This window comes from Marinovum sp. (assembly GCF_048263515.1).
In the GTDB taxonomy this organism is placed as follows: Bacteria; Pseudomonadota; Alphaproteobacteria; order Rhodobacterales; family Rhodobacteraceae; genus Marinovum.
Genome location: NZ_JBLXEC010000001.1, coordinates 297,172 through 316,376, shown reverse-complemented (window position 1 = coordinate 316,376; position 19,205 = coordinate 297,172). Strand labels below are relative to the sequence as shown.

The window sequence follows — 19,205 nt, the reverse complement described above, 5'->3', positions numbered from 1 at the left end:
GGTCAGCCTTTTACCGCGCCTGCCAGGCCATTGATGAAATAGCGCTGCAGCAGGATGAACAGGAGAACAACGGGAATGATCGAAATGGTTGCCGCGGCCGCCATGCCGGTCCAGTCGATGGTCTGCTCGCCCTTGAAGGCATAGATGCCGACCGAGAGCGTGCGGATCGCGGGATTGGCCAGGGTGATCACCAGCGGCAGGAGAAAGTCGTTCCAGGCGTTCAGCACCTGCATGATCACCACGGTCACCACCATCGGCCTGGCCAGCGGCAGCATCACGTACCAGAAGATCTGCCATTGGGTGACGCCTTCGACGCGGGCGGCCTCTTCCAGCTCTTTCGGCAGCTGGCTGAAGTAGCCGGCAAAGAGCACCACGAAGATCACGATGGCATTGCCGGAGGTGGCCAGCGTCAGGCCCACCAGGCTGGTCGAGAGCCCCAGCGCCGAGAGCAGCTCGAACACCGGGATGATGGTGAAGCCCTGCGGCACGAAGACGGTCGAGACGGTGGCTACAAACAGCAGCGTGCGGCCGGGAAAGCTGAAGCGCCCAAGGATATAGCCCATCAGCGAGGTGGCAAAGGTCACGAGGATCACCGAACCCACGGTGACAAACAGCGTGTTGAAGAAATACCGTCCCATGTTGGCCTCGGTCCAGGCGCGGGCATAGTTCTCCCAGGCCCAGCTTTCGGGGATCAGGCCGGGGTTGCCGAAGATCTCGGTGTTGGATTTCAGCGAGGTCGCCAGCATCCAGACAAAGGGATAGATCCAGATCAGGCAGAGCACGGTCATCGCCAGAGAGATCAGCGCGATGCGGCGGCTGGGGGCGTGATCGCCAAAGATCAGACGTTTCATGCCATGCCCTCCGCCCGGCGCCGTGCCATCCGCGTGGCCAACGATTGCAATATGGTGAGCCCGAGGATCATCAGGCCGAAGAGAACCCCCGCCGCCGCGGCATAGCCCAGCCTCGGGATGGTGCCGTCGTCGCTGGCAAAGGCGGTGCGGTAGATGAAGATCTCCATCACCTCCGAGCCGAAGAACGGCCCGCCATTGGTCATCGACATGATCAGCGGAAAGACATTGAGCGCCGAAACCATGGTGATCAGGGTGATCGCCACCGCAAAGGGCATGATGATCGGCAGCACCACCAGCACCACCAGCCGCAGCCCCTTGCAGTTGTCGAGCTTGGCAGCGTCATAGACGTCCTCCGGCACGGTCTGCAGCGCGGCCAGCCAGTAGATCAGCGTGATCCCCAGCCACTTCCAGACATAGACCCCGATCACCGACGGCATGACGGTATCCGACGAGCCGAGGAAATCGATCGGCCGCGAGATCAGGCCGATGTCGAGCAGCAGCCCGTTGATCGGGCCGTTGAACGGGCTGAGCAGGAAGGTCCAGACGATGCCGATCACCGCCACCGGCGTGACCACCGGCAGAAAGACCATTGTGCGAAACAGGTTCGACAGCTTGAGCAGCTGGTTGTTCAGCACCATCGCCAGCATCAGCGACAGCACCAGTTGCGCCGGCACGGTGCCGAGCAGGAAGTAGATCGAGCGGCCGAAGGCATTCCAGAAGATCGGATCGCGGAACAGATCGACGAAATTCCGCAGGCCGACGAACTTGATGTCGGCGTTGAAGCCCGACCAGTCCTGCATCGCATAGAACACCGCGGCAAAGATCGGGTAGAAGACGAACATCCCCGACAGGATCAGCCCTGGCACGAGCATCAGATAGGCGAAGCGGTGTCGGTGAAGTGTGTGTATCAGGCGCATTGTCAGCTCTTGTCCGGGCAAAAGGAGGGGGCCGCCCGATCGGCAGCGACCCCCGGGGGAGAGAGCGGAAAGGCTCAGTAGTCGGCAGCGGCGAAATCGACGTCCGGGTCCCAGTTGGGGAACACCAGGTCGGCGCGGTCGACCTGCGCGCCCTCGGCGCGGGCCTTGTCGAAGGCGGCGTCGAGCGCCGCATCATAGCGGTCCTTCAGCGCCTTCATCTCCTTGGCGACGCCGGTCATCTCGCCCGAGACGAGGCCCTGCACGGTGCGGGCAAAGCCGATGTCGGGCGCGGTGAAGGTGCTGATCACCCGGGCCAGATCGGCATTGCGCACGATCGGGTTGGGACCGACGCGAATGGCATCTTTGAAGTGATTGAGGATGCTGCGCGACCGGGGCGAAAAGTCGGCCTTGGCAATCGCCTCCGGCATGATCGGCGGATCGCCGGCGCCGACGATGGTGCCCCAGTCTACCTGGCCTTCGAGGGTGCCGAGATGGCGGAAGATCTCGCCGGCGACCGCGCCGTTCTGCGAGCCTGCCCAGAGGCACATGGTGTTGGGCACCGCGCCCGCCTGGCTGATCGTCAGCTTGCCGGTGGGGCCATCGTCCGGCACCGGGCCGGAGGCCACGCCGAAATCGAACTGCGGATGCTCGCTTTCCCATCCGGGGATGTTCCAGGGTCCCTGCAGGATCATGCCGGCGGCGCCCTGCGGCACATAGGCCCGCGCCTGCGGCGCATTCAGGTTCATCAGTCCGGGGAAGAAGCTGCCGTCGTCGTTCATCGCGATCAGCAACTCGACGGCGGCGATATATTCATCGCTGTCAAAGACATATTCGCCGGTGCGCAGATCGATATCGGAATCCAGCGGGCTGTCGCCGCCGGCGCTGGCGCCGGCCATCCGGCCCATGTTGCGCACCGCATCCTGCCAGCGATTGAGCTGCGAGCCGCCGAGGATGAAGCCGAAGTAACGGCCCTTGCCGGCCTCGGTGATCTTGCGCGCGGCCTCGCGGAATTCGCTCTGGGTCAGCGGCTTGTCTTTAGGGTCGTAACCGGCCGCCTCCATGTAGGCCTTGTTGTAAAGCAGATGGGTGGAATAGCGCTTGTTCGAGGTGAAGGGCAGGCCGTAGGTCTTGCCGTCAAAGACGTTGATCCCAGGCAGGAACGCCCCGGTCGGGAAGCCGGCTTTCCAAGCCTCGATGTCGGGGATGTAATCGTCAAAGGACTGCAGCCAGCCCTGCGCCACCACATCCGCCAGCGAGGTATTGCGCGGCAGCACAAAGACGTCCGGCGCGGTCTCGTTGCGGACGCCCAGCGGGATCACGCGGGCGATCTCGTTCCAGGGCAGCGGGTCGTAGACCACCTTGATGTCACGCGCGGCGGCGTAATCGGCAAAGAACTTCTTGAAGAACACCGCCTTCTGGTCACCACTGTCGATCCAGCGGAATGTCGATCCGGCGGCAATGTCGTTGAGCGGTGCCGGCACCGTCTGTGCGCCGACGCCACTGGCCAGAAGCGCCGCACCGGCGCTGGATCCGAGAATGAAATTGCGGCGGCTCAGCCCCCGGGACATGGTCATGATCAGGTCTCCTCCCTTGTGCGGGGCGTCTCCTCTGCCCGCTGGTCAAGGTGACATTAACTTGACGCCAACCTGTAAAAAAGTTGATATTTCTATCAGTTCAATCAGGTTTTTTAATCGATGCTCAGCAACACCCACCTGCTTCAACGCTTCCTCAGCGTGGTCGATCACGGCACCCTGCATGCCGCGGCCGAGGCCGTGGGCGTGACCCAGCCGGCCCTGACCCGCAGTCTCAGGCTGCTGGGCGAGAGTGTCGGCGGCACGCTGTTCGAAAAGCGCGGGCGGACCCTGGTGCTGACGCCGCTGGGGCGGCTTCTGACCGAACAGGCGCGCCACCTGATGCGGGAACAGCAACTGGCCGAGGCCGAGCTGCTGGCCTTTCGCAAGGGCGAGCATGGCAACCTGCGGATCGGGGCGGCCTCGATCTGGATGCTGGACCTGCTGCCCAAGGTGATTGCGCGGCTGCACCAGCGCTACCCGGCCCTGCAGTTCACCCTGTCCTCAATGAACTATGCCGAAGGCGCGCGGGGGTTGCAGGACGGTCGCCTCGATGCGTTTTTCGGGGGTTTCCAGAGGATGGAGCCCCTGCCCTCCTACCTCGTCCGCCGCCCGCTCTTCGTCGCCCGACTGGTGGTCATCGCGCGCAGCGGACACCCGATCTTCGACCAACCGGTGGCCGACAGTGACGCGCTGGCGCACTACTCCTGGCTGTCGTTCCAGAGCGACGCGGCCTATCTCGACAACATCCGCGAGGTCCTGCGCGAAGCCAGCGGCCAGTCGCTGCGCGTCACCGCGCATTGCGATTCCATGTCGACGACGCTGAAACTGCTGAGCGAAGGCGACTACCTCGCCTTTCTGCCGAGCAACTTCCTGACCCGCCCGCGGGACCGCGGCCTGCAGATCGTTCAGACCGAATTGCCCGAGGTCAAGTTCAACTCCGGGCCGATCTACCGGCGGTTCCTGCAACAGAACGCAGCCTTCAGATACCTGCTGGACAGCGCCGCCGAAGAAGTCGAATCGTTCATGGAGTCCCCGGACACGTCATCGGCTTGACGACCCGTGTCGGCTGCGGTTGCCTGGCAAGGGCGTCTGCGCGACAGGCTCTATCGGCGGAGGAACCCCGTCAGCGCCGCGCGCAGCTCCGCCACGGAGGTGCAGTCCAGACGCCAGGGATCGCCCGCCATGGATTTCTTCAATCAATACTTCATGTAGACCGTGCGTTTCTGCAAGAACCCTTCGATCCCGTGCAGGCCGTCCTCGCCGCCGAGACCCGAGCGCTTGTGGCCGTTGTGATAGCCTTGCACGTATCCCGAGATCCCTTTGTTGAGGAAGATCGTGCCGGTCTCCAGTTCGTGGATGGCGCGCATGTAGCTGCCGGTGTCGCGGGTCCAGAGATAGGCCGAGAGGCCGTCGGGACGGGCATTGGTGATGCGGATGGCGTCGTCGAGATCCTTGATCCGGACGACGGGCATGACGGGGCCGAAGATCTCTTCGGTCACCGCGGGGGTATCGGGCTGCGCGTCCAGCAGGATCGTCGGCTCGTACCAGTTGCCGCGGGCAAAATCGCCGCTGCCGCGCTTGCCGCCAAGCGCAACCTTTGCGCCGGACGCAACCGACTGCGCCACCAGGTCCTCGATCCGGTCGAGCGCTCCTTCGGTAGAAATCGGACCCATGCCGGCGTTCTTCATCGGATCGCCCAGTTTCACCTGACCGGCTCGGGCCATCAGTTTCTCGGTGAAGGCCTCGGCGATGCTGTCCTCGACCAGCACGCTCTCGTTGCAGATGCAGACCTGGCCGGCATTGGCATAGCGGGCAATGACCGCTGCCTCCGCCGCCGCATCGAGGTCGGCGTCCTTCAGGACGATGAACGGCGCGTTGCCGCCCAGCTCCAGCGAGAGCGCGGCGAGGTTCTGCGCCGCCGCCGCGGCGATGGCTTGCCCGGCGCGGGTCGAGCCGGTGACGCTGACCAGCCGCGTGGCGGGGTTCGACACCAGCGCCGCACCCAGCTCCGCGCCGCCGCCGGTAACGCAGCCCACCACCCCGGCGGGCAGTCCCGCGTCACGCACCAGCCGACAGAATTCGCTGCCGGTCACCGGCGTCGCTTCATGCGGCTTCAGAACCATCACGTTGCCGGTCACCAGCGCCGGGCCGAGCTTGCGCCCGATCAACGCCAGCGGATAGTTGTAGGCACAGATGCCGAGCGTGGTGCCATAGGGCACGCGGTAGATGTAGAGTTGCTCGTCGGCGGCGTCCGAGGGCAGGATCTCGCCCTGGATGCGGCGGGCGGCCTCGGCGGCATAGGTCATGTAGCGGATGGTGTCGTCCACCTCGGCGCCGGCCTCGGCCAGCGGCTTGCCCTGCTCCATGACCAGAAGCCGGGCGAAGTGATCGCGTTCGGCCTTCAGTGCTTCGGCAATGGCATGGACATACTCCGCTCGCTTGACCGAGGGCAGCCGCGCCCAGTCGCGCCGCGCCGATTCCGCCGCCTCGATGGCGCGGGCGGCATCCTCGCGGCTGCATTCCGGCACCTCGGCCCAGACCTCACCGGTGGCCGGATTGCGCACCGGGCGGCGTTCACCGCTGGCGGCGTCGGTGAACTCATTGGCGATGAAAGCCTGGTAGTACGTCGTCATGGCGGCGTCCTTTCTTGCGGAACTTGAATGGCGTAGGAGGTGTCAGCGCAGGCGCAACCCGCTTTCGGGGTCGAACAGCTGGGCTGTTTCGCTGGCAAAGCGCGTCCGGGTGAGGCTGCCGTCGGGCTGGCTGCGACCGCGGTGCTCGATGCAGAAGGGCTCCTCCGAGCCCGGCAGGCTTGCGTAGGCATAGGACACGCCACCGAGGCTTTCGACCACATCCACCGCGACCTGCATGTCCGTGTCGCCCTGCGGTCCGAAATCCTGGGGCCTGAGACCCACCTGCACCTTGTGGCCCGGGTCGAGCGGGGTGCGGACCGGCACGTCCAGCACTGCGTCGGACAGATCGGGCAGGCGAACCCGTACCCCACGAGCTCCGGGTCCTTCGACGATCCCGGAGACCACGTTCATCCTGGGCGAGCCGATGAACTGCGCCACGAACAGGTTGTCGGGGTCGGCATAGAGATCGAGCGGTGATCCCACCTGCTCGACCCGGCCGGCGCGCAGCACCACGATCTTGTCGGCCAGGGTCATTGCCTCGACCTGATCATGCGTGACATAGATCATGGTCGCGCCGAGGGCCTTGTGCAGTCGCGCGATTTCCAGCCGCATCTGGACCCGCAGCTCGGCGTCGAGGTTCGACAGCGGCTCGTCGAACAGGAAGACCTCCGGCTCACGCACGATCGCCCGACCGATCGCCACCCGCTGCCGCTGGCCACCGGACAGCGCCTTGGGCTTGCGGTCCAGGTAGTCGTCGAGTTTCAGGGTCTCTGCCGCGGCAGAGACCTTGGCCTCGGCCTGGTCTTTGGCCATGCCTGACATCTTCAGGCCAAAGGCCATGTTCTCGCGCACCGACATGTGAGGATAAAGCGCGTAGGTCTGAAAAACCATGGCCACGCCGCGCTTGGCGGCGTCCAGATGGGTCACGTCGCGCGCGCCGATGCGGATGGTGCCGTCGCTTGTCTCTTCCAGCCCGGCGACCATGCGCAGCAGCGTGGACTTGCCGCAGCCGGACGGCCCGACGAAGACGCAGAACTCGCCTTGCGCGATGGCGAGGTCGACCCCGTGGATGACTTGTACTTCGCCGTAACGCTTGACGACATTGCTCAGGTTGACTTCGCTCATCTTCCTCTCCTTCAGGCGCCGACGTTGCAAAGCCGTGCCATGGTGCCCTTGTCGGCAATGATCTCGGTACCGGTCAGCGCGGCCGAGGCGTCCGACAGCAGGAACAGCGCCGCGCGCGCGACCTCATCCACCGAAGCCGTCGCACCGTCGGCGTGCCAACTGTCGAACAGGGCCTTGGTGGCGGGGGTCTCGGCCGCCTGCGTGACGGTTTCGGTCAGGGTCAGCCCCGGCGACAGGGTGTTCACGCGAATGCCGTGCGGCCCGAGGCTCCAGGCCAGGGCGCGCCCCATCGCTTGGATGGCGCCCTTGGTGCCGGCATAGCCTTCGTAGCCGTGATCGCTGGCACCGGCGTGGACCGAGGCGACATTGACCAGCGCGCCGGGGCGCCCGTCGGCGACCATGATCCGCGCTGCCGCCTGGCAGCCGATGAGCACCGAGCGCTGGTTGGTTGCCCAGAGCCGGTCCCACATGGCGATCTCCGCTTCCAGAAAGGGCGCAGTCAGGGTCAGGCCGGCATTGTTGACCAACCCGTCAAGTCGTCCGGTCTCGTCCCGCGCCCGCCCGAGGCTGGCGGCAAAGGCCTCGGCGTCGGTCACATCGGCGGCCAGCGCCAGAGCGCCGGTCGCCGCGATCCTGTCGATCCCGTCGGGGGACACGTCGAGCCCGACCGCCTGCGCGCCCTCGGCCAGAACGGCCCGCAGGATGCCGTACCCGATGCCCGATCCGGCGCCGGTCACGACAATGGTGCGGCCCTGCAGTTGCCCGCCGCTCATTTCACCGCCCCCGCGGTGACGCCCGAGACGATGCGGCGCTGGAAGATGACAAAGAGCAGAAGAAGCGGCAGCGATCCCAGCACCGCCGCCGGAAACAGCATGTCGGGCTGGATGTTCTGGTTGCCGACGAAGCGATAGACCGAGATGGTCACGGTGAACTTGTCCTGGTCGGTCAGCAGCAGCAGCGGATAGGTGAAATCGTTCCACACCATCAGCATGACAAACAGTGACAGCGTCGCCGTCGCCGGCCCCAGAAGCGGCCGCACCACGTGCCAGAACGTCTGCCAGTCGCTGCAATTGTCGAGCTTGGCGGCCTCGAGCAGATCGCGCGGAATGGCGCCGATGAACCCGACGTAGAAGAACACCGCCAGCGGCAGGTTCAGCGCTGTGAAGGCCAGGATGATGCCGAGATAGCTGTCCAGGAGCCCGAGATCGCGAAAGATCACGTAGATCGGCGTGACGGTGACGAAGTTCGGCGTCGCCAGCCCCAGCGCCACCAGCATGATGAACCCGCGCGCGAACCAGCTGCGGTTGCGGGCAAGCGGAAAGGCCGCCATCGAGCCCAGCAGCGCGGTCAGCACGGTCACCGAGATGGTGATGCCGATGGAATTGATGACCGAGCGCAGGTAATTCATGCCGCCGAAGGCCTGGGCGTAATTTTCCCACGCCAGCCTTTCTGGCAGGCCGAGCGGCGCCTGTGCGATTTCGGTCGCGGTGCGGAACGACATGGTGATCATGTAGACCAGCGGCAGCAGCATGATCAGCACGAGGGCAAGCACCGCAACATTGGCAGCCTGGCGTTTCAGGTTCATCATGTGTCCTCCCGTCGGCGCAGGTACCAGTTCTGCAACAGCGCCACCGCGATCACGATCACCAGCATCACGATCGACAGCGCCGAGGCGAAACCGAAGCGGTACTTGCCGAACAATTGCTCGATGATCTCCAGGCTGAGCGTGCGCGTTGCCCCGTCCGGCCCGCCACGCGTCATGATGAACGGCAGTTCGAAGGTCTTCAGCGTGCCGATGGTCGACAGCATGATGTTGATCGTGAAGGAGGGCGCCAGAAGCGGCACTTCCAGCCGCCGGAACCGCTGCCACGACGAGGCGCCGTCGAGCCGCCCGGCCTCATCGATGTCGGCGGGAATATTGGCGTATCCGGCCAGAAAGATCGCCGTCGTGTAGCCGGTGAACATCCAGATATGCGCGATGGCGATGGCATAAAGCGCGGTATCGGGATCGCCCAGCCAGCCGCGCGCCAGCCCCTCCATCCCGGCCCCGCGCAACAGCGCGTTGAGCCCTCCGGAAAAGGGCGAATAGATGAACTGCCAGACGTAGCCCACCACCACGAAGGACATCATCGCCGGGGTGAACAGCGCCGCGCGCGAGAAGTTTCGCACCGCCGGCATGCGGTGCAAGAGCGCCGCAAAGGCCAGCCCGGCCAGCGTCTGCACCGTCACCACGACCAGAGTGAACTTTATCGTGACCCAGAGCGCCTCGGGGTAGCGGTCGCGGCTGACGATGCGTTCGTAATTGTCCAGCCCGATGTTCTCCGGCACTCCCAGGCCGGTGAAATTGGTAAAGCTCATCTGGACCGTCAGACCGATCGGGTAGACGAAAAACAGGCCCAGCACGATCAGAGCAGGCAGCGTGAACAAGACTGTAGACCGACGAGAGGTCATCGCGTTTTCTCCGACTGTTGCGGCGGGCCGGACCATCGGCCCGGCCAACGTCCTGGCGCTCAGAAATCGTCTTCGACGGCCTCGTCCCAACGCTCCAGCAGGTCTTCATTCGAGATCGACGTATCCAGCAGGAAGCCGGTCAGGCTGTCCCAGATCTCGCCTTCCAGAGATTTCGGCCAGTGCAGCAGCGCAAACGGATAGTGGATCACGCCGCCCGCCTCTCGCGCGCGGGAATAGGGTGCGGCCAGTTCGGGCGTGCCGCTGGCGCCGTCGTCAAAGGGCGAATAGGCCGACTCGGCGTCCAGTATGACCTGCAGGTTTTCCGGCTTGGCGAACCACTCGACAAAGGTCCGTGCCGCCTCCTGGTTCTTGCTCTGCGCCGCGACGGACCAGCCGATGCCGAAGAGATCCAGCGCCACGCCACTGTCCTGCGGCGAGGGGATGGGGGCGAAGACGAAGTCCAGGCCTTCGACCTCGCTGAACGCCCGGATGTTCCAGGCGCCCTGAGGCATCATCGCAAAGTTTCCACCGGAGAATTCGTTGAGCGCGGTGCTCCATGGATTGAGCCCGGCCTGTTCCTGCGGATCGAAGCAGCGGGCCGCCTGCAGATCGCGGATCAGGTCGACGCCCTGGTTGAAAGAGGTGTTCTCGGCAAAGGTCGCATCGCCCGATCCGAGGTCCTCTGCCGCATCTTCGGAGCCTTCCAGCCCGTTGGCGATCAGAAACAGCGGCGCCGAGAACCCGCCGGTGAAGATCAGCGGCTTGATGCCTGCGTCGGCCAGCGCACCACAGGCGGTCTTCAACGCGTCGATGGTGGTGGGCGGCGTGTCGATCCCGACCTCGCGCAAGAGGCCCATGTTGACAAAATTCCCCATGCCGATGATTTCCAGAGGCATGATATAGGCGGCGTCGCCCGTGGTCAGCGCGCCGCGCAGATCGTCGCCGATGCGGCCGAACCATTCGCTGTCGGTGCCGAGGTCAGCCAGCAGCCCCGCCCCGCCCCAGACCTTGATCAGCGGCATGTCGGTCATCATCACGTCCGGCGGATCACCGCCCTGCAGGCGCGGCGGAATGACGGTGTCGGTGTCGAGGCGACCGATATAGCTGAGCTCGACATTGATGTCGGGGTGTTCGGCTTCGAATTTCTCGATCAGCTCCGGCAGGCCGGCGGGCTCTGCTTCGTTGCCCTTCCAGGCGGTGACATCGAGCGTGATGGTCTGTGCCAGCGCCGGGCCGGCCAGAATGGCCGCAAGGGCTGCCGAGCCGGTCAGCGATTTCAAATGACGGTACATCAGGTTTTCTCCTCCTAGATCAGCCAGGCGCATGCCGGCGACGTCTGCCGAGACTGCAAACGGCCACGGCGATTCCCACTTCCAGCGTACTACTAAATGTTCAAAATCGTCGACTATTTTTTCATAAATCAGTGACGATTGACCTACAATAACCGGCTTTTCAGCGTTTTTCCGCCGACAGCACCGGACTTCGGGGTGGGAAATGTCGTGTGACAGCCGGCGTCCGGGGCGCCGTTCGAGGCGCCCCGGAGGTGTCAGTGCGGCTGCCCGGCCCCGGCCATGTCGGCCAGCATCCGGTCCTTGTCGAAACCGGGATAGGCGTATTCGGAAACCGTTTCGCCCTGATACATCGTCAGCACCCGGTCGGCCAACATGATGACCTCGTCGATCTCGTACGACAGGATCAGGATGCCGACGCCGCGTCCGGCGAGGTCTTCGATGATGCGGTAGATATCGGCCTTGGCATGGACGTCGATGCCGCGGGTGGGCTCCAGAAGGATCAGCAGTTTCAGGTCGGGGTCGAGCCAGCGCGAGAAGCAGATCTTCTGCTTGTTGCCACCCGAGAGAAAGCGGATCTCCTGCTCCGGCGAGGATGTCTTGGTCGAGGTGTCGCGGATCGCCTTGTCAACCAGCGCCTCGATCCGGCGTCCGTCGATCAGCCCGGCCTTCACCGATTTCTCGAGGTAGGGCAGCGCGATGTTGTCACGCACGGACAAGGGCGGCAGGATGCCGTTCTTGTCGCGGTTCTCGGTCACCAGTCCCATGCCGTCGGCCACCGCCTGTGCCGGACCACGCCCGGGTTTCAGCGGCTGGCCGAGGTAGGAGACGGTGCCCTGATAGGCGCTGTCCAGCCCGAAGATCGCCTTGGCCAGTTCCGGCGCCCCGCAGCCGCGCAACCCGGTCATCACGACGATCTCGCCCTCGTGAACGGTGAAGGAAATGTTTTCATATGCCCCGGGATGGCTGAGGTTTTCGACCGCCAGGAGCGTCTTGCCGGTGATCTGCTTGTGCGGCTTGACGAAGTGATCCAGCTCGGTCCCCGTCATCGACTGGATGACGCGATCCTCGCTCGTTTCGCGCGTGCGTTCGGACAGCACGATCACACCGTCGCGCATCACCGTGACGTGTTCGGCGATGCTGAAGATCTCCGGCATATGGTGCGAGATATAAATGATGGCGATGCCCTCGGCCTTCATCCTGCGAATGAAGTCGAAGAGCATCTCTTTGTCTTCTTCCGACAGCGCCGAGGTCGGCTCGTCCATCACGATCAGCCAGGCGTCGGACATGAGCGCGCGGATGATCTCGACGATCTGCTTCTCGCCAGAGTTCAGATCGGCCACCTTGGCCGTGGGGTCGAGCTTCAGCCCGAACCGGTCGAGCTGCGCCCGAACCTGCCGCGCCATTTCGCGCTTGTCGATGAAGGGCGTGGCCCCGCGACGCAACTCACGGCCGAGGAAGATGTTGCCCGCCACCGTCAGCTCGTTGATCAGCGACAGCTCCTGGTGGATCATCGCGATGCCATGCCGGCCTGCGTCGGCGGGTGCCGCGATCTCGACTGGCGAGCCGTCGATCTCGATCGCGCCCTCGTCCCTCTGGTAGACGCCGCCGAGGATCTTCATCAGCGTGGATTTGCCGGCACCGTTCAGGCCGACCAAGGCATGCACCTCGCCCGCGTGGCAGGTGAAGTTGACCTCATCCAGAGCGCGGGTGGCGAAGAAGCTCTTGCCGATGCCCTTCATGTCCAGTTGCCGGGTCATTGCGCGTTCCTCCGCTGCACCAGCGTGTCGAGCAGCACCACGCCCAAAAGGATCATCCCCTTGATGAGGCTCTGCAGATAGGGGTTGGTGCCGGTCAGCACGAGGCCGTTGATGATGATGCCATAAAGCAGGACGCCGAGGATCGTGCCCAAGAGCCTGCCGCGTCCGCCGAACAGCGAGGTGCCGCCGAGGATCACGGCGGTGATCGCGTCAAACTCGAGGTAGAGACCGGCCCAGGGCTGGCCCGAGGAGACGCGTCCGACGGTGATGATCGCTGACAAACCTGCCAGGGCACCCGACAGCACGTAGACCCAGACCAGCGTGCGTTCGGGACGGCGGCCCAGCACGAAGGCGGTGTTGATGTTCGATCCGGCGGCATAGACATCACGGCCGAAGGTCGTCTTGTAGAGCAGCACCGAAAGGGCCACGAAAACTAGCGCCACGAAGGGAATGACAACCGGCATGTTGCCCCAGCTCACCCCGCCCAGCCAGAGAAAGGCGGCGTTGGAGACATTGATCGAATTCGCATCATAGATCACCAATGCCAGCCCGCGGGCCAGTGCGTAGGTGGCCAGCGTCACCATGAAGGGCGACAGCCTGAGCCGGCCGATGAAGACGCCGTTGACCGCGCCGATCGCCATGCCCGAGGCCACGGCGGCCGCAAATCCGAGAGGGGCCGATCCGGTGGCGGTCAGCGTCACCACGCCGACGCCGCCCGAGAGCGCCACGTTGGAGCCGACCGACAGGTCGATGCCGCCGGTCAGCATGATGAAGGTCATGCCCATCGACAGCAGGAACAGCACCGCGATCGAGCGCAGCAGGATGCCCATGTTGGCCAGCGAATAGAAATTGTCGTTGGCGATGCCGAAGCCCACCGAGGCGATCACGATCAGCCCGATGAGAAACAGGTAGCGCTGTGCCAGGCTGTCGAACCTGAAACCCGGCCGTGGCGGCGTCGCGGCGGTGGCAGTGGTCATGATCTATCCTTCCCGAAAGGGGGGGGCGGCGCCGGCCGGGCCGCCCCGGTCGTGTCGTTACTTCACCGAGTCCGGACCGAACTCGAGAAAGCCCTTGGCGGCCACGTCGAGTGCCTGATCGACGTAATAGACCTGCACGTCCTCGGGGAAGCCGTTCTCGAGCGCCAGCTTGTGGTTCTCTTCGCTCATCACCAGCGGGGTGAAGAAGTCATAGACCTTGTCCGGCGTCTCGCCCTTGTGGATGCGATAGGCCATCTGCACGAAGTTCCAGCCCTCGCGGGTGCCGGACAGCAGGATGTCGGCCTTGACCGGGCCGTCCTGCATCTGTTGCAGGATCGGGATGTCGCCGTCATAGCCGAAGAAATCCAGCTCCTTGCCCGAGTTGGTGGCAATGGCGATCGAGGGATACATGTAGGCATCGGTCACGCCGGAAATGGCGTCGAGATCCGGGTATTGCGTCAGCCAGTTCTCGGCAATCGACTGCGCCTTGACGGTGTCCCAGTCGGCGGGCTGTTCAGCCACCACCTCGACGTTGTCGCAGGTCTTGATGCCGTTCATGATGCCTTCGCGCCGCGCCTCGCCCGAGGGGTTGCCCGCCTGCCCCAGCATCACCGCCACCTTGTAGGGCTCGCCGCCCGACAGCGCGCACATGGCCATGCCCTGATTGGTGCCGTTCTCGACATCGCCCAGCGTGAAGCTGTAGTCGGCGCTTTCCATCGGCGAATGCACGGCAATCCAGGTGATGCCCGCCTCCTGCGCCTTGGCCACCAGCGGCTCGAAGGCATCGACGTTGATGGCGTTGACGAACATCACGTCAGGTTTTTCGTTGATCGTGACCTCGGTCTGCTGGATCATCTTTTCCAGCGAGCCTTCGGCCGAGAGCCAGCGGCCGGTGATCTCGATATCCTCGAAAGCCTCGTCATAGGCCTCGATGGCGTCCTCGAAGCCCGAGAGCCAGGCAACGTGGTAGGGCGCGACATGGCCATCATTGATGAACACGATGTCGAGCTTGCCCTCGTCGGCGGTGGCTGCGCTTGCGCCGAATGCAGCGGCCAGCGCCAATGTGCTTGCGAATGTCTTCCGGAAAGTCATGAGTTGGTCTCCTCCATGTTGATAACTCATTGGTCTTGGTAAATTCGTTGAATCAGTGTGCTTCGACCTGCCGCGACTGCCACAGCACCCAGTTGGCCCCCAGCGCCGCCAGAATGACCGCCCCCTTGAAGACCTGGTGCCAGACGTCTTCGACGTTCAGCAGGTTGAGCGCGTTGTTGATGACGCCGATGAAGAGCAGGCCCCAGAAGGCGCCGCCGATGGTGCCGCGTCCGCCCAGGATCAGCGTGCCGCCGATGATGATCGCGGCGATCCCGTCCAGCAGCAGCCCGTTGCCGTCGAGCCCCGGTTGCACGAAGCCCATGCGCGACGACAGGACGATCCCCGCCAGCCCGCTGCAGAGTGCCGAGAACATGAAGACCCCGATCTTGACGCGGTCGACATTGATGCCGGCCAGCCGCGCGTTTTCCTCGGAATTTCCGATGGCAATCACGTAGGCGCCCCAGCGGGTGTGATTGTAGACCACGTAGGCCAGCACGAAGAGCGCCACGAGAAACAGGAAGGACCAGTAGAGCCCCGCGACCTTGCCAGCGCCGACAAAGCGGAAGAAATCGCCCATCAGGAAGATCTGCTGGCCGCGCGGGATGATCAGGCCGGACAGGCCTTGAGCCGAGAACAGCATCGCCAGCGTCACGATGAAGGCGGGCAGTTTCAGCTTTGCCACCAGCACCCCGTTGAGGAAACCCAACGCCAGTGAAAAAGCGATCACCGCCACGATCCCCAGCGCGACGCCCCCGGTCAGGCCGAAGAACACCCCGAGCACGATGGCGAAGAGCACCGATCCCATGCCCATCGACAGGTCGATATTGCCCGAGACCACGACGAAGAACTGGCCCAGCGCAATCAGCCCGATGGGCACGATCTGGCGCGAGATGGCCGACATGTTGTCGAGGCTCAAAAAGCGCGGGCTGATCAGATAGAACAGCACGCAAAGGGCAAGGGTGACGAAAATGATATTGTTTTCGCGCAGCAGTCGTCCGAAATCGGGCATGTCGGTGATCCTTTTCAAATCCGGCCCAGCACCATCTCGGCGCAGCGGTCGCCCAGCACCATGGCCGGAGCATTGGTATTTCCGGCGGGAATGTCGGGCACCGCGGACATGTCGCAGACGCGCAGCCCTTCGATGCCGCGCACCCGCATCCGGGCGTCCAGCACCGCCATCGGGTCGCCATCGGCGCCCATCCTCGCGGTCCCGGCGGGGTGGAAGTTGGTTTTCACGACGCGGCGGCAGTGCTCGCGCAGCGCCTCGTCCGAGTAATCTGTGGGGGCCACCACCGCGTCGATGCGGTCGGCCAGTGGCTTCTGGTTCATGGTCTCGCGGAAATATCGCAGGCCTGTCACCATCTCGTCCAGGTCGCGGTCGTCGGACAGGAAGTTCGGGTTGACCAGCGGCTTGTCGGCGGGGTCGGCCGAGGCCAGCGTCACGTCGCCTCTCGAACGCGGTTTCAGGAGCACGATCTGGATCGCGACGCCGTAATCCTCGGGGATGGTCCTGGCCTGTTCGTCGTTGAGGTACATCACCGGGATGCAATAGGCCTCATGTGTGGGCAGCGCCTCGGGGTCGGTGGGGTTGACGAAACAGGCGGCCTCGAGCCCGGTGGTGGTGATACGCCCGCGCCCGAAGAGTTTGAACTCCATGCCATTGCGCAGCATGTTCCAGCCGCTGTCCTGCTTGTAATAGCCGTATTTTCCATTGGCCCGCGCCACGATGGACACATCGGGGTGGTCCTGCAGGTTCTGGCCGACGCCGGGCAGGTCCTCCGCGACCGCGATACCATGGGCGCGAAGGTGATCCGCAGGGCCGAGGCCCGACAGCATCAGGATCTGCGGCGTGATCAGCGCGCCGGCCGAAAGGATGATGTCACCCTCGGCACGGGCGGTCTTTTCTGCACCGGATGTGTCACGATAGACCACGCCCACCGCACGGCCATTTTCGATCAGCACCCGCTGCACCGCGCTTTGCAGGCGGATCGTCAGGTTCGGATGCCTGCGGATCGGGTCGAGAAAGGCATAGGCCGCCGAGACCCGCTGACCGCTGTCATAGGTGAACTGGAAGAACCCGGCACCGCGCTGGGTCTTGCCGTTGAAATCGGGGTTGAAGGGTTCGCCCTGTGCCTGCAACGCCTGCACGAACCAGCGCGCCATGTCGTCGATGTGGCCGGGATCCGAGACCGTCAGCGGCCCGTCGCAGCCGTGCAGATCGTCATTGAACTTGCGGTTGCCCTCAAGCCGTTTGAAATGCGGCAACAGCGCCTCCCAGGCCCAGCTTGGCGCATCGTTGTTGCCGCGCAGCAGTTCGTGCCAACCGTCGTAATCCTGCGGACGGCCGCGCACGTAGGCCTGGCCGTTGACGGTAGAGCCGCCGCCAAGAACATTGCCCTGCGGGATCACGGTTGTCCGCCCCCCCAGTTGCGACTGCGGGATCGAGGTGTGGGTGCGAAAGAACTTCGACCCGTTCTTGAGCAGCTTGAACACGCCCGGCGGCATGTCGAGCAGCGGATGCCGGTGGTGATGCCCGCCCTCGAGCAGCAGCACTTTCGCGCCGCCCTCGATCAGCCGCGCAGCGGCCACGCTGCCGGCCGAGCCGCCTCCGATGATGATGTGGTCGAACGGTTCCACTGTCTTCCTCCCCGGCGGTCTCCCCCCACCGTCGTCAGTTTGGTACGACCAAATCTATCCACAAGTCAAACGATATGATGCTTTAAGCTGATAATTGTGGATACAATCGGATTTTTGACTGAATCCTCAAAACATCATGTCGTACCAAATACCGTCAGAATGATCTTGCCGAATGCCTTGCCAGCCGCCATGCAGGCCAGCGCCTCGCCCGCCTGAACCAGCGGATATTCAGCAGCGGTCAGCGCGTCGAAGTTGACAGAACCGGCCTCGATCAGCTGCACCGCTTCCTCGAATTCGCGGTTGAACTGAAATGACCCGACGATCTCGATCTCCTTGAGCATCACCAGATGCAGCATCACCTGCGCCTCGCGCAGCTGGATGTTCGACAGGATCGACACGCGGCCCTTCTGCCGCACCGCCTTGAGCGCGGTGTTGAAGGCGGGGATGGCGCCGGAGGCCTCGATCACCACGTCGAAACGCTTCTCGATCTCGGCGTCCGTCACCTTGTCGGCGACAAGCCCCTCGGCGGCCCCGGCCTGCAAGGCGACCTCCACCGCACCGGGCCTGAGGTCGAGTGCCGTCACATTGGCGCCGCGCGCCGCTGCCCCGGCGATCGCCAGCAGCCCCATCGGCCCGCAGCCGGTCACCAGCACCTTCTGCCCGGCCTCGACACCGCCCTTGTTCAGCGCATGCAGCGCGCAGGCCATCGGCTCGGCAAAGGTCAGATGGCGCGGGTTCACGCCGTCTTTCACCGGCCGGCAGCAGCGCGCCGGGTGGTCGATGATTTCGCGGAAGAACCCGTCCAGATGCGGCACGGTGGTGGCCGAGCCGGGAAACTTCTTGGCGGTGCAGAGGTTTTCCTCGCCGCGCCGGCAGGCGTCGCAGACCTGGCAATTCATGATCGGGTTCAGCGCGACAAGCTGGCCCTTCTTCAGGTCCGATCCGTTCGGCTCCTCGACCCAGGCGCAGGCTTCGTGGCCCAGCGTCACAGGGTTCTGCAACTGGAAGCCCGCGTTTGCGAAATGCGCATAGTAATGCAGGTCGGTGCCGCACAGGCTGGCCACGGCAAGGCGCAGGCGGGCGTGGCCCTCGGGCACCGTGTCTGGCGGGGTCTGGCGGTTTGTGGTCACCTCCTGGGCGGCGGTCAGGCGGGTCTGGATATGGCTCATGGTCTGTCCTTCAGAATCCGATGGCATAGCCGCCGTCCACGGGCAGGTTCACGCCATTGACGTAAGCCGCGCGGTCGGAGGCGAGGTAGAAGATGGCGTCGGCCACATCCTCGGGCTGGCCGAATCTGTGGCTCGGGATGCGGCCCTCGATCTTGTCGCGGCGCGCCGGGTCCTTCTCCAGCACCGCGCGGGTCATGTCGGTATCGATGAAGCCGGGGCTGACCGCGTTGCAGCGGATGCCGAACTGCGCCGCGTCGACGGCGACCGAGCGGGTGAGCCCGACCACTGCGGTCTTGGCGGTCACGTAGGCGGCAGCCGAGGGCAGCGCCATGATGCCGCCCATGGACGAGACATTGACGATGGCGCCGCCGGTGTCGCGATGCAGGCTGACGTAGCGCCCGCAGGCGGCGAACATGGCGCGCACGTTGATGTCGAGCACCCGGTCCAGCGCCTCTGGCGGCACCTCCCAGATCGGTTTCTTGAAGTGCACGCCGGCGTTGTTGACGAGCGCGGCAATCGGGCCGGCCTGCGCATGGATCGCCGCCAGCCAGTCGGCCTCGCGGTCGGCGGCAATGTCGCATTCGTGAAACGTCGCCCCCTGCCCCAGCGTGTCGAACTCGGCGCGACTGCGGGCCACGACGTGAACCTCGAAGCCTGCCTCGAGAAAGCGGCGCGACTGGCTGAGGCCGAGGCCCTTGTTTCCTCCGGTGATAACGGCAATCGGCATGTG

Annotated in this window: 17 protein-coding genes; 1 reads left to right on the top strand and 16 read right to left on the bottom strand. The window is 64.5% G+C overall.

Annotated elements, in window-relative coordinates:
* Positions 1–2: 2 nt before the first annotated feature.
* The 3 genes from ACN0SE_RS01495 to ACN0SE_RS01485 all read right to left on the bottom strand — a co-directional run bounded on the left by ACN0SE_RS01495 (position 3) and on the right by ACN0SE_RS01485 (position 3,342).
* Positions 3–851, bottom strand: coding sequence for a carbohydrate ABC transporter permease (locus ACN0SE_RS01495; RefSeq protein WP_417522698.1), 849 nt, complete (start codon positions 849–851; stop codon positions 3–5).
* Positions 848–1,768: a carbohydrate ABC transporter permease gene (locus ACN0SE_RS01490; RefSeq protein WP_417522697.1), complete on the bottom strand. Its 921-nt coding sequence runs from the start codon at positions 1,766–1,768 to the stop codon at positions 848–850. Before ACN0SE_RS01490 ends, ACN0SE_RS01495 begins: the two co-directional genes overlap by 4 nt.
* A gap of 74 nt (positions 1,769–1,842) precedes the next feature.
* Complete coding sequence (locus ACN0SE_RS01485; protein ID WP_417522696.1) at positions 1,843–3,342, bottom strand: ABC transporter substrate-binding protein; 1,500 nt, start codon at positions 3,340–3,342, stop codon at positions 1,843–1,845.
* A gap of 120 nt (positions 3,343–3,462) precedes the next feature.
* On the opposite strand from ACN0SE_RS01485, the gene ACN0SE_RS01480 reads away from it, so the two are divergent.
* Positions 3,463–4,395: a LysR family transcriptional regulator gene (locus tag ACN0SE_RS01480; RefSeq protein WP_417522695.1), complete on the top strand. Its 933-nt coding sequence runs from the start codon at positions 3,463–3,465 to the stop codon at positions 4,393–4,395.
* 143 nt (positions 4,396–4,538) lie between these two features.
* On the opposite strand, the gene ACN0SE_RS01475 is transcribed toward ACN0SE_RS01480, so the two are convergent.
* The 13 genes from ACN0SE_RS01475 to ACN0SE_RS01415 all read right to left on the bottom strand — a co-directional run bounded on the left by ACN0SE_RS01475 (position 4,539) and on the right by ACN0SE_RS01415 (position 19,202).
* Positions 4,539–5,975, bottom strand: coding sequence for an aldehyde dehydrogenase family protein (locus ACN0SE_RS01475; protein WP_417522694.1), 1,437 nt, complete (start codon positions 5,973–5,975; stop codon positions 4,539–4,541).
* Positions 5,976–6,017: 42 nt separating this feature from the next.
* On the bottom strand, positions 6,018–7,100 hold the full coding sequence (locus ACN0SE_RS01470; RefSeq protein WP_417522693.1) for an ABC transporter ATP-binding protein: 1,083 nt from the start codon (positions 7,098–7,100) through the stop codon (positions 6,018–6,020).
* 11 nt (positions 7,101–7,111) lie between these two features.
* The gene (locus tag ACN0SE_RS01465; RefSeq protein WP_417522692.1) at positions 7,112–7,873 is read right to left on the bottom strand and encodes an SDR family NAD(P)-dependent oxidoreductase; all 762 of its coding nucleotides are present in this window, start codon (positions 7,871–7,873) and stop codon (positions 7,112–7,114) included.
* Positions 7,870–8,685 (bottom strand): carbohydrate ABC transporter permease, encoded by an 816-nt coding sequence (locus ACN0SE_RS01460; RefSeq protein WP_417522691.1) that lies wholly within the window; start codon positions 8,683–8,685, stop codon positions 7,870–7,872. The genes ACN0SE_RS01465 and ACN0SE_RS01460 overlap by 4 nt, the downstream gene beginning before the upstream one ends.
* Positions 8,685–9,527, bottom strand: coding sequence for a carbohydrate ABC transporter permease (locus ACN0SE_RS01455; protein ID WP_417522690.1), 843 nt, complete (start codon positions 9,525–9,527; stop codon positions 8,685–8,687). Before ACN0SE_RS01455 ends, ACN0SE_RS01460 begins: the two co-directional genes overlap by 1 nt.
* Positions 9,528–9,610: 83 nt before the next feature.
* A complete protein-coding gene (locus ACN0SE_RS01450) occupies positions 9,611–10,843 on the bottom strand; it encodes an ABC transporter substrate-binding protein (RefSeq protein ID WP_417522689.1) in 1,233 nt (410 codons plus the stop codon).
* Between the two features lie 254 nt (positions 10,844–11,097).
* Complete coding sequence (locus ACN0SE_RS01445; RefSeq protein WP_417522688.1) at positions 11,098–12,600, bottom strand: sugar ABC transporter ATP-binding protein; 1,503 nt, start codon at positions 12,598–12,600, stop codon at positions 11,098–11,100.
* Entirely contained in the window at positions 12,597–13,577 is a 981-nt protein-coding gene (locus ACN0SE_RS01440) for an ABC transporter permease (protein ID WP_417522687.1), read from the bottom strand. The genes ACN0SE_RS01445 and ACN0SE_RS01440 overlap by 4 nt, the downstream gene beginning before the upstream one ends.
* A gap of 57 nt (positions 13,578–13,634) precedes the next feature.
* The gene (locus tag ACN0SE_RS01435; RefSeq protein WP_417522686.1) at positions 13,635–14,669 is read right to left on the bottom strand and encodes a sugar ABC transporter substrate-binding protein; all 1,035 of its coding nucleotides are present in this window, start codon (positions 14,667–14,669) and stop codon (positions 13,635–13,637) included.
* Positions 14,670–14,721: 52 nt separating this feature from the next.
* Positions 14,722–15,678, bottom strand: a complete 957-nt coding sequence (locus ACN0SE_RS01430) for an ABC transporter permease (RefSeq protein WP_417522685.1) — start codon at positions 15,676–15,678, stop codon at positions 14,722–14,724.
* Between the two features lie 14 nt (positions 15,679–15,692).
* Positions 15,693–17,306 (bottom strand): GMC family oxidoreductase, encoded by a 1,614-nt coding sequence (locus ACN0SE_RS01425; RefSeq protein WP_417522684.1) that lies wholly within the window; start codon positions 17,304–17,306, stop codon positions 15,693–15,695.
* A gap of 134 nt (positions 17,307–17,440) precedes the next feature.
* Positions 17,441–18,475 (bottom strand): zinc-binding dehydrogenase, encoded by a 1,035-nt coding sequence (locus ACN0SE_RS01420; RefSeq protein ID WP_417522683.1) that lies wholly within the window; start codon positions 18,473–18,475, stop codon positions 17,441–17,443.
* Between the two features lie 10 nt (positions 18,476–18,485).
* The gene (locus tag ACN0SE_RS01415; RefSeq protein WP_417522682.1) at positions 18,486–19,202 is read right to left on the bottom strand and encodes an SDR family NAD(P)-dependent oxidoreductase; all 717 of its coding nucleotides are present in this window, start codon (positions 19,200–19,202) and stop codon (positions 18,486–18,488) included.
* Positions 19,203–19,205 lie beyond the last annotated feature (3 nt).

What these genes read in the sequence shown, in the direction of transcription:
- ACN0SE_RS01475 (WP_417522694.1), bottom strand. Translation starts at nt 5,975, where the DNA reads ATGACGACGTACTACCAGGCTTTCATCGCCAATGAGTTCACCGACGCC.
- ACN0SE_RS01430 (WP_417522685.1), bottom strand. Translation starts at nt 15,678, where the DNA reads ATGCCCGATTTCGGACGACTGCTGCGCGAAAACAATATCATTTTCGTC.
- ACN0SE_RS01485 (WP_417522696.1), bottom strand. Translation starts at nt 3,342, where the DNA reads ATGACCATGTCCCGGGGGCTGAGCCGCCGCAATTTCATTCTCGGATCC.
- ACN0SE_RS01445 (WP_417522688.1), bottom strand. Translation starts at nt 12,600, where the DNA reads ATGACCCGGCAACTGGACATGAAGGGCATCGGCAAGAGCTTCTTCGCC.
- ACN0SE_RS01460 (WP_417522691.1), bottom strand. Translation starts at nt 8,685, where the DNA reads ATGAACCTGAAACGCCAGGCTGCCAATGTTGCGGTGCTTGCCCTCGTG.
- ACN0SE_RS01435 (WP_417522686.1), bottom strand. Translation starts at nt 14,669, where the DNA reads ATGACTTTCCGGAAGACATTCGCAAGCACATTGGCGCTGGCCGCTGCA.
- ACN0SE_RS01470 (WP_417522693.1), bottom strand. Translation starts at nt 7,100, where the DNA reads ATGAGCGAAGTCAACCTGAGCAATGTCGTCAAGCGTTACGGCGAAGTA.
- ACN0SE_RS01465 (WP_417522692.1), bottom strand. Translation starts at nt 7,873, where the DNA reads ATGAGCGGCGGGCAACTGCAGGGCCGCACCATTGTCGTGACCGGCGCC.
- ACN0SE_RS01450 (WP_417522689.1), bottom strand. Translation starts at nt 10,843, where the DNA reads ATGTACCGTCATTTGAAATCGCTGACCGGCTCGGCAGCCCTTGCGGCC.
- ACN0SE_RS01490 (WP_417522697.1), bottom strand. Translation starts at nt 1,768, where the DNA reads ATGCGCCTGATACACACACTTCACCGACACCGCTTCGCCTATCTGATG.
- ACN0SE_RS01415 (WP_417522682.1), bottom strand. Translation starts at nt 19,202, where the DNA reads ATGCCGATTGCCGTTATCACCGGAGGAAACAAGGGCCTCGGCCTCAGC.
- ACN0SE_RS01440 (WP_417522687.1), bottom strand. Translation starts at nt 13,577, where the DNA reads ATGACCACTGCCACCGCCGCGACGCCGCCACGGCCGGGTTTCAGGTTC.
- ACN0SE_RS01480 (WP_417522695.1), top strand. Translation starts at nt 3,463, where the DNA reads ATGCTCAGCAACACCCACCTGCTTCAACGCTTCCTCAGCGTGGTCGAT.
- ACN0SE_RS01495 (WP_417522698.1), bottom strand. Translation starts at nt 851, where the DNA reads ATGAAACGTCTGATCTTTGGCGATCACGCCCCCAGCCGCCGCATCGCG.
- ACN0SE_RS01420 (WP_417522683.1), bottom strand. Translation starts at nt 18,475, where the DNA reads ATGAGCCATATCCAGACCCGCCTGACCGCCGCCCAGGAGGTGACCACA.